Source organism: Nostoc sp. ChiVER01, assembly GCF_034531155.1.
Taxonomy (GTDB): Bacteria; Cyanobacteriota; Cyanobacteriia; order Cyanobacteriales; family Nostocaceae; genus Nostoc.
The window spans coordinates 108,357-117,559 of the sequence record NZ_JAVRBS010000024.1 but is presented as its reverse complement, the minus strand read 5'-3'; the positions used below and the strand labels follow the sequence as shown (position 1 = coordinate 117,559).

Below are 9,203 nucleotides of genomic sequence, written 5' to 3'. Positions count from 1 at the left end.
CCTTTAATTCTATTGTTGTAGGCATTTGCGAGATTATTTTGCGTTATTGCCCATTTCATAGGCAAAGCTTCTCTGGTTATGACAGTTAAAGCAGCAGTAAAAGCCGTGATCGCAATTTCGATGTTATCTGCCCAGTCTCCTTTAATTCTCAGGATGTAGACACCAGCGAGATTATTTTGCGTTGCTGCCCAATGTTGAGGTAAAGCTTCTCTAGTTCTGACAGTTAAAGCAGCAGTAAAAGCCGCGATCGCTTTTTCGATATTATCTGCCCTGTCTCCTTTAATTCTATTTTTGTAGGCAGCAGCAAGATTATTTTGCGTCATAGCCCATTCAAAAGGCAAAGCTTCTCTGGTTGTGACAGTTAAAGCAGCAGCTAAAGCAGCGATCGCATTTTCGATGTTATCTGCCCTGTCTCCTTTGATTCTATCTGTGTAGGCAAGTCCGAGATTATTTTGCGTTGCTGCCCAATCAATAGGCAAAGCTTCAGAAGTTCTGACAGTTAAAGCAGCAGTATAAGCAGCGATCGCTTTTTCAATGTTATCTGCCTTGTCTCCTTTAATTCTCTCCCTGTAGGCACCAGCGAGATTATTTTGTGTCATTGCCCAATCAATAGGCAAAGCTTCTGGAGTGTAGACAGTTAAAGCAGCAGTAAAAGCCGCGATTGCATTTTCGATGTTCTCTGCCCTGTCTCCTTTGATTCTATCCGTGTAGGCAAGTCCGAGATTATTTTGCGTTGCTGCCCATTTCATAGGCAAAGCTTCAGAAGTTCTGACAGTTAAAGCAGCAGTATAAGCAGCGATCGCTTTTTCAATGTTATCTGCCTTGTCTCCTTTAATTCTATTGCTGTAGGCAGCAGCGAGATTATTTTGCGTTATAGCCCATTCAATAGGCAAAGCTTCTGGAGTGAAAACAGTTAAAGCAGCAGTATAAGCCGCGATCGCTTTTTCGATGTTATCTGCCTTGTCTCCTTTAATTCTATTGCTGTAGGCAAGTCCGAGATTATTTTGCGTCATTGCCCATTTCATAGGTAAAGCTTCTGGAGTGAAGACAGTTAAAGCAGCAGTAGAAGCCGCGATCGCTTTTTCGATGTTATCTGCCCTGTCTCCTTTAATTCTATTGCTGTAGGCAAGTCCGAGATTATCTTGCGTTGCTGCCCATTCAAAAGGCAAAGCTTCTCTGGTTATGACAGTTAAAGCAGCAGTATAAGCAGCGATCGCATTTTCGATGTTATCTGCCCTGTCTCCTTTGATTCTATCTGTGTAGGCAAGTCCGAGATTATTTTGCGTTGCTGCCCAATCAATAGGCAAAGCTTCAGAAGTTCTGACAGTTAAAGCAGCAGTATAAGCAGCGATCGCATTTTCGATGTTCTCTGTTTTGTATCCTTTGATTCTAAAATAGTAAGCAAGTCCGAGATTATTTTGCGTTGCTGCCCATTCAATAGGCAAAGCTTCTCTGGTGTAGACAGTTAAAGCAGCAGTAGAAGCAGCGATTGCTTTTTCAATGTTATCTGCCCTGTCTCCTTTAATTCTATCCTTATAGGCAAGTCCGAGATTATTTTGTGTCATTGCCCAATCAATAGGCAAAGCTTCTCTAGTTCTGACAGTTAAAGCAGCAGTGAAAGCCGCGATCGCTTTTTCGATGTTATCTGCCCAGTCTCCTTTAATTCTCAGGATGTAGACACCAGCGAGATTATTTTGCGTACCTGCCCAATCAATAGGCAAAGCTTCAGAAGTTCTGACAGTTAAAGCAGCAGTATAAGCCGCGATCGCTTTTTCGATGTTATCTGCCTTGTCTCCTTTAATTCTATCCGTGTAGGCAGCAGCGAGATTATTTTGCGTTGCTGCCCATTCAATAGGCAAAGCTTCTGGAGTGAAGACAGTTAAAGCAGCAGTTAAAGCCGCGATCGCTTTTTCGATGTTATCTGCCCTGTCTCCTTTGATTCTATCCGTGTAGGCAATTGCGAGATTATTTTGCGTTGCTGCCCATTTCATAGGCAAAGCTTCTCTGGTTCTGACAGTTAAAGCAGCGGTAGAAGCCGCGATCGCTTTTTCGATATTATCTGCCCTGTCTCCTTTAATTCTATTGTTGTAGGCAGCAGCAAGATTATTTTGTGTCATTGCCCAATCAATAGGCAAAGCTTCAGAAGTTCTGACAGTTAAAGCAGCAGTATAAGCCGCGATCGCTTTTTCGATGTTATCTGCCCTGTCTCCTTTAATTCTATTGCTGTAGGCAAGTCCGAGATTATTTTGCGTTGCTGCCCAATCAAAAGGCAAGGCATCTCTGGTGTAGACAGTTAACGCGACTTCATAGCCAGTAATGGCAATTTCCATATTGCTGGCTTTGCTATCTAAGGGGAATTGGTGAATTAGATAGCTAAAATTTTCTATATCTCCAGCGATTGATTTCGCCTCATCTGCTTGAACTTCTCTCAGTATATTTGTCCCCCAACGGCGCAATATTTCTGCTAATACTCCGTCGAGTTTATCTGTATTTTTTGCCAGCAAGGGGTAAACTACCTGGGAATTACCCCTACTGTCTGCGGTTAGTTGTATTACCTGCATCAAGAATTGGTAATATCTCTGTATCTCCTCCTCACTGAGAGATTGCAAATCTACTTTATTATCTAGATTCAACGCTTCCCTTAGTTGCATTGCCAAACCTTGCAACCAATTCGCTGTCTTCTCATCCCCGTGTTGGGAACACATCTGTGCTACTTCTTCTACCTTCTGCACAAAGCCAGCATCAAGTAATTCTTTGTTTGCTGCTAAAGTCTCGGCTTCTTCACTACTGGGAGAATCTAACAGACTGCGAATGAGGTTGAGATAAGCTTGCTGACGCTGTTCATTCATGGGTAAGGGTGTGAGACGCAACTAGATCATAAGAAAAATCCAACACCAACGCCCTAAATTACAGAAAAGTGTAGAATTTCATCACAAATGATGTGTTTTTGATAATGAAAGAACCTCGTGGCTAAGTATTTTTTACTTGTGAACAGACAACATACTGATTTTGCGGTAAGCGTTGGCGCAGCCTCTCGTAGAGAAGCTATACCGTTTAGGCTTATCGCCTTCCTCGTCGCAGACATCACTCCTACAAAATAGTGCGATTGCCGATCTTGTACCTTACAATCAAAATCATAAGTAATATTAATCCTTCTAAATTCCAAAAGGAGTAATTATGAGTACCGAAACAGCCCTATGGAAAATCATAGAAAATTTGCCCAATTCTCTGAAAATTGAACTTTTACATTATGCCGAATATTTAATCACTAAATCTTCAACACTTCCACAAGTCGAAGATGTAACCGTTTTAGAAACCAATACAGAAGAAAGAGAAAATTGGCAATCTTTCTCTTTAAATAACTTAAATCAATGTTATGCAGAAGATGAACCAGAATATGCTATAGAATCAATTAAAGAATATAACCCTAATTATGAAAGAAGGTAACATTCTACTAACTCCTATTCCTCAAGCAAATGGAGAAATAAAAAACCGCTCTACGCTAATTTTGAGAGAAATGCCAAAATATCAAGACTTTTTGATATGTGGAATTAGTACACAATTAAAACAATATATTCCTAACTTTGACGAAATCATTTCACCTAATGATGATTTTCAATCCAGTGGTTTAGTTAGTCAATCTGTTATTAGATTAAGTTTTTTAGCTATCATTACTCGTAACAATATAATTGGTTCAATTGGCACAATATCAACAGAAATGCATAAAAAACTATTACATAATCTTAGTCAATATCTAATTCAATTAATAGAGTAATCGCCGCAGAGATTAATCTTACAAAATAGTGCGGGCTACGCCAACGCATTTGTGATTTCGGTGATGCCTGCGGCGGGCTACGCCAACGCATTTATCGATTTTGTGATTGCTGCAATTGCTATTTCGGCGTTCGCATTTGTTATTTTGGCGATCGCATTTGTTATTTTAGCGATCGCAAAGTTCTGTTTTTCAATTGATACGCTATTCTCATCGCCATTGATTCAACCAACGTATTTGCCCAGACCAGTCTTCTGCTTGAGTTTCTGATAGCAAGCGATCCAATGCTTTAATGGAGGTGTCTGCATCTAAATGCAGCAGGAGTTTAGACACCAGCAGTTTCAATCGCTTGTTCTGTAGCGATCGCTTCATCAATCTCGGTATGATGGGCAGTGTAAAAACCCAGTGCATCATTGATCTGAGCTTCAGTAATACCATACTGTTGGACAATTTGCTCGCAAGACCAGCCCCACTGATGAGCAGCAATCGCTAGAGTTTGCACTCGAATTCCTGTACTACTAACAACGGGAACTTTTTTGCCACTGCTTCCAATGCGATAGCTAATCAAGGGAAAGGAGGGGTCGTTCAGTTGATGGCGAAGGGAGGTAACTTTTTCTGCTACTGCCCACAAAATAAATTGATCGAGGGAAATTCCTTGACTAGTTGCCCATTGCTCTATCTCTTGCTGTAGTTGAACAGGTAAATTGACCAAGTAGGAAGGCATTTGCTGAAGCTTAATGAATTGACTTTTCATTACTTGCTTTATTTTAAGCGATCGCCCTGTAGCAGTTTCAATTTATCGTTTGTGATTTTGGCAATGCCTGGGTTGGGCTACGCCAACGCAGTTATTATTTTGGCGATCGCTATATCTCCCAATCCTCAATCAACAAGTTTTTAATGCGTTGGAATTCTCTAGTGTTATGGGTGACAAGGGTTAAGTTATTTGTCAGGGCGATAGCGGCAATTTGTAAGTCATACGCGCCAATGGGAGTACCTAATGCTTCTAGTTGAGAGCGAATTGTCCCAAATGTCATTGCTGCTAAATCATCAAAGGGTAGCGATCTAAATTGGGCTAAAAATTGTTGTTGTAAAGTAAGATTCCGTTGTGGATTGGCACTTTTCATTGCGCCATAAAATAGTTCAGCTTTGACGATTGAGCAAACGGCAATATCTTTAGTCGCAGTGGATTCTAGTTTCTGTTTTAAAGTGGAATTTTTACCACGCATATAGATAATGCAGGTGTTAGTATCGAGCAGGAATTTCACAGGATTGGTTCGCGTTCTGGTTGTTGTCCTTGGGGATGACGGAAGAAGGTTTCATCTTGGATACATCCATAAAATTGAGGTAGAGGATATTCTGATATTTTGCTTGTTTGCACAGGTTGAGTATTGTTCTTGTATGTAGTCAGGCTTTGTGCCAGGAGTTGGATAATGTACAATTTATCGTCAGGTGAAAGCTGAAGGAGTTGTTGTTCGAGTTCTGGGACAATCATGATGTAGCTCAGGTGGTGGATAAGTTCATTTTACTTTCATAGTCAAAAGTTAATCTAGCTATGCCTGGCTTGGGCTACGCCAACTCATTTGTTATTTCGGAGTACTCATTTGTTATTTCGGAGTACTCATTTGTTATTTCGGAGTACTCATTTGTTATTTCGGAGTACTCATTTGTTATTTCGGAGTACTCATTTGTTATTTCGGAGTACTCATTTGTTATTTCGGAGTACTCATTTGTTATTTCGGAGTACTAATTTATTAATTTTGTGATTACTGTTGCTGATTACATTTATTCTCAAACAACAAATCGATATGAAAAGTGAGTAAAAATACAGGCAACCTCGTAATTATTTCGTTGAACTTTTAATTAAATAAATCCACAAAACTACCCATCTCAGGCAAAAGGATACTCCACTATCTTGAAAAAGGAATTATTAAAAAAGGATATCTCATGTCTTTAAAAACTCGTGGTTCTGCTGCTGTTGACAAAGCACAACTTCGTCTCGCCTTGCTTAAATCTATTGATGAAAATCTGGATTTGGGACATGGGTTAACTATTGAAGCCTACAACCACTTAATCAACACTACCCGTGCGATGGTAGAAGCTAATAATAGACTGGTGTCCAATCTGGAAGAATCGCGCAAAACAGTAACCCAGATGGATAAAGCTCTCTCCGAAATGTCTGAACGAATGCTAAGTGGAGTTGCAACTGTTTACGGCAGAAACAGTATAGAGTATTCCAAGGCTGGCGGATCTAATCGCAAACGAAATAAACAATCTACTTCAAAAGTTACTCCAGTTGTAGCGGTTCTTACTACTCAACCTACTCAAGCTGCAATTGTCAATGCGTCAACTAACGGTAATGGCACAACTCCTTTGCTGCAATAATCCACCTAGCTTGAAAATCGGAGTAGGGTGTTAAAACAATTCGCAATGGGCAACTCTTGGAGACGCTAAAAGCGAACGCCCCGCTACGCTAACGCAATTACATTTTGTGACAAGGATTTAGCTTAGGGATCAAAACGCGCTGCTTGATAGAAGCAGGAGACTTAAACCCCACTGCTTGTTAATCTGTCACCTACGACAAATAATTAGTCACTGTACAATTGATTTATGTCAAACTTTAGTGTTAAGTAATACTTTCATCAAAGCCGATGATGGGATTTGAACCCACGGCCTGCTGATTACGAATCAGCTGCTCTACCACTGAGCCACATCGGCGTACACAATCTAAGAGTATAACACGATTTAATTATGGTAGATCAAAATCGCAAAAATCGCCTTAACCCTGAACAATACGCCAGCCTCAAAGCAGAAATAGCCGCTCCTTATCGTGGCTTACGACAATTTTTCTACATCGCTTTCGGTGCTTCTGGCTCACTCGGTGCATTCGTCTTCTTCTTCCAAGTGCTTGCCGGACGCAATCTTGAGAGTGCTTTGCCAAGTTTAGCTCTCCAAGTAGGAATAGTTGCCTTAATGGTCTTCCTTTGGCGCTGGGAACAGCGTCGGCAACGAAGCACCCAATCGGGTAAAAATTCTAATTCCTGAAGGAAAAATTTTAGTGGTTAATTTTTTATTGCTTTCCTTTTATATATCTTTATATTCCTCAAATTTATTAATACTTTGATGAAGATGAAAATATCAAAAAAGAAAAAATAAAAAAATTATTAGGAAATCTCAAAAAGTAACAATTTCTGAGAAACTAGAAATTGTTGAAACGGGGTCAGCCTATATAAAGACCCTGACCATAAAACAAATCACATTCAAATGGGGTCAGGCATATTTAAAGGCCTCAAATTTTATGTTTAAAAACTCCTAAAATTAAAAAGCTTACAATTTTGGAAGCGCCAGACTAACAATTATCAGTCTGGCGCTTCCAATTTGCTAACTAGTACAGCACGGCGGAAATAAACTACCCCTTTCAAATATCTAGAATCCTTGCGAATTACGAATTACGAATTACGCGCAGAGATACTAGGCATTTACTGAACTGTTACCAAATAGGATGAAGGAATTGCTTGGGCACGTCCAGCATTGACAAGTGCTTGGTAAACAAAGGCAGCAACTTCAGCTCTAGTCGCTTCACGATTAGGATTTAGTTGCTTCGCTGTGGGATAGTTTACGACTAGTTGCCGTGCAGTTGCCGCAGCAACAGGAGCGATCGCATAATTAGGAATCTGGGCAGCATCAGTGTAAAAAGAAAGGACATTCTGATTATTACTCGCAGTTAAGCCCAAACCATTAGCTAAAGATACTAACGCCTGCACTCTGGGAATTTTTTGCTGTGGCTTAAAGGTTCCATCGGGATAACCAGAAACAAATTCACTCTGGTAGGCAGATTGAATTGCAGCGTTAGCCCAGAAATTGCTTGCTACATCTTTAAATTTAATTGCTGGGCGTTTGGTTGGTGGTGTTAGGGCTTTAGTGACAATAGTGGCGAATTGAGCGCGGGTTACAGGATCATTGGGTTTAAAGCTGCCATCAGGAAAGCCAGCAATAATATTTTGGGAGGCTAAAGCTTCGATGTAGGTTTTTGCCCAGTAATTTGCTGGCACATCTTTAAATGCGACAGATCCTCCAGGGGGTACATTAACAGTTGCAGCAACGAAATTTACTGAGCCGAAAATCTTTTTCTGATCGATATCGTTGCCAACAGCGACAATTTGACTAGTTTTTGTGGCGTTGTTCACATCATAACGAGTGTTATTGCGAATAAGATTTCCACCAGGATTTTCGTTGGTGCCAAGGTCGGGTTGAGCATTGACAGTTGCTACTACACCATCCCGCTTATTGTTCTGAATGACATTCTTACGCAATACGGGCTTTGCTGATTCGGAAATATAAAGACCGTCCTGGTTTTCGATGATTTGATTTTCCACAATTTGGGGTGTGGAAGTGCCACCGATCGCTAGACCAAAACCAGTATCCTGAAATAAGTTATTCCGAATTTCTCCTTGAGCAGTTCTAGTAATTGAAATCCCGTTGCCTTTGTTTTGTACAAAGACATTACTTTCAATTTTGGGATTGCCTGTACCCGTGACAAAAACACCCTCTCTAACACTGTTAGTAAAAGTACTGTTTGTGATAATCGGATTAGTTGACTCCACCCACACACCCGTACCCCGGCTATTTGGGTTGGTGACGGTGACACCTGCGATCGTGGTATCTTGGTCGGCGAGCATGGTAATGTCCTGTCTGGCAAAGGTGCGACTAGTGTAGAAACCTCCACCTGTAATCAGTATCCCCTGACCTTTAGTAGCTTCATCACCCCGCAGTGTCACCCTTGGTTTCAGTAAGAGCGGGAAGGTTTCGCCACTTTCCTGGTTATAGTTCCCAGGTGCTAATTGAATAACTGCACCTGGTTGGGCTTGACTGAGAGCGAAACTTATGCTTTTGTAGGGTGCAGCTGAGGTTGTACCAGCACCAGCACTATCTGTACCAGTTGCTGGATTAACGTAAATCACTGCGGCAGTTGCAGGAGCTTGCGCTGTGATTGGGGCGATACCTTCTGGGTGAGTAGCATCAGCATTAACCTCATCAGATAGTACTATTGACCCACTAGAGACAACAAGCATTGCCGTTAATCCGGCTCCCACGCGTAAAGTATATCTGAGATGACTGCTAGAAAAAAGGCGAAAAATCTCCAATGGAGAAACGTGAAAACCCCGGTATTTCATTTTTTTCGTCTGTGATGTGCTGAATTACAGTGTGTCGAACAAGGTTAAAGATAGCAAGCAGCCTTGTAGCTGCTGTAAAACCCATGCAAAACTATACTGGATGATTAGCACTGATTCAGCTAAATTCCTTAGATAGATCACAGAACTTATACATTAGTTATATTTTTTTATTCAGAAAATTCTACCAGTACTCTGTTAAGCCAACTTTGAAGGGTAAAACAACGAACCACAGAGGCACAGAGAACACAGAGTCAGAGAAA

At 40.9% G+C, this 9,203-nt stretch carries 9 protein-coding genes, 1 tRNA gene and 1 pseudogene; 4 read left to right on the top strand and 7 right to left on the bottom strand.

All coding sequences use genetic code 11. The annotated features are described in order from the left end of the window. A pseudogene (locus RMY00_RS26510) lies at positions 1–2,849 on the bottom strand (tetratricopeptide repeat protein); the annotation flags it as partial. A 328-nt stretch (positions 2,850–3,177) separates the two neighbouring features. On the opposite strand from RMY00_RS26510, the gene RMY00_RS26505 reads away from it, so the two are divergent. Together RMY00_RS26505 and RMY00_RS26500 are read left to right on the top strand one after the other, a co-directional pair. Beyond that, complete coding sequence (locus RMY00_RS26505; RefSeq protein WP_322650396.1) at positions 3,178–3,447, top strand: DUF2281 domain-containing protein; 270 nt, start codon at positions 3,178–3,180, stop codon at positions 3,445–3,447. After that, on the top strand, positions 3,434–3,775 hold the full coding sequence (locus tag RMY00_RS26500) for a type II toxin-antitoxin system PemK/MazF family toxin (RefSeq protein WP_322650395.1): 342 nt from the start codon (positions 3,434–3,436) through the stop codon (positions 3,773–3,775). The genes RMY00_RS26505 and RMY00_RS26500 overlap by 14 nt, the downstream gene beginning before the upstream one ends. A 207-nt stretch (positions 3,776–3,982) precedes the next feature. Here the strand turns inward: RMY00_RS26500 and RMY00_RS26495 are convergent, their stop codons facing one another. The 4 genes from RMY00_RS26495 to RMY00_RS26480 all read right to left on the bottom strand — a co-directional run bounded on the left by RMY00_RS26495 (position 3,983) and on the right by RMY00_RS26480 (position 5,264). Further along, positions 3,983–4,105 carry a hypothetical protein gene (locus tag RMY00_RS26495; RefSeq protein ID WP_322650394.1) on the bottom strand — a complete coding sequence of 41 codons (123 nt, stop codon included), beginning with the start codon at positions 4,103–4,105 and terminating at the stop codon, positions 3,983–3,985. Then, on the bottom strand, positions 4,098–4,526 hold the full coding sequence (locus tag RMY00_RS26490) for a DUF433 domain-containing protein (protein ID WP_322650393.1): 429 nt from the start codon (positions 4,524–4,526) through the stop codon (positions 4,098–4,100). The genes RMY00_RS26495 and RMY00_RS26490 overlap by 8 nt, the downstream gene beginning before the upstream one ends. A 109-nt stretch (positions 4,527–4,635) precedes the next feature. Further along, positions 4,636–5,037: a type II toxin-antitoxin system tRNA(fMet)-specific endonuclease VapC gene (vapC, locus tag RMY00_RS26485; protein WP_322650392.1), complete on the bottom strand. Its 402-nt coding sequence runs from the start codon at positions 5,035–5,037 to the stop codon at positions 4,636–4,638. Continuing rightward, a complete protein-coding gene (locus RMY00_RS26480) occupies positions 5,034–5,264 on the bottom strand; it encodes a hypothetical protein (protein WP_322650391.1) in 231 nt (76 codons plus the stop codon). Before RMY00_RS26480 ends, vapC begins: the two co-directional genes overlap by 4 nt. A gap of 452 nt (positions 5,265–5,716) precedes the next feature. Between RMY00_RS26480 and RMY00_RS26475 the strand changes: the two genes are divergently transcribed. Continuing rightward, positions 5,717–6,154 (top strand): hypothetical protein, encoded by a 438-nt coding sequence (locus RMY00_RS26475; RefSeq protein WP_322650390.1) that lies wholly within the window; start codon positions 5,717–5,719, stop codon positions 6,152–6,154. Between the two features lie 261 nt (positions 6,155–6,415). On the opposite strand, the gene RMY00_RS26470 is transcribed toward RMY00_RS26475, so the two are convergent. Then, positions 6,416–6,487: transfer RNA gene (locus RMY00_RS26470), tRNA-Thr, on the bottom strand. Between the two features lie 33 nt (positions 6,488–6,520). On the opposite strand from RMY00_RS26470, the gene RMY00_RS26465 reads away from it, so the two are divergent. Beyond that, a complete protein-coding gene (locus RMY00_RS26465; protein ID WP_322650389.1) occupies positions 6,521–6,814 on the top strand; it encodes a DUF3493 domain-containing protein in 294 nt (97 codons plus the stop codon). Between the two features lie 434 nt (positions 6,815–7,248). Here the strand turns inward: RMY00_RS26465 and RMY00_RS26460 are convergent, their stop codons facing one another. Further along, a complete protein-coding gene (locus tag RMY00_RS26460) occupies positions 7,249–8,943 on the bottom strand; it encodes a DUF1565 domain-containing protein (RefSeq protein WP_322650388.1) in 1,695 nt (564 codons plus the stop codon). Positions 8,944–9,203 lie beyond the last annotated feature (260 nt).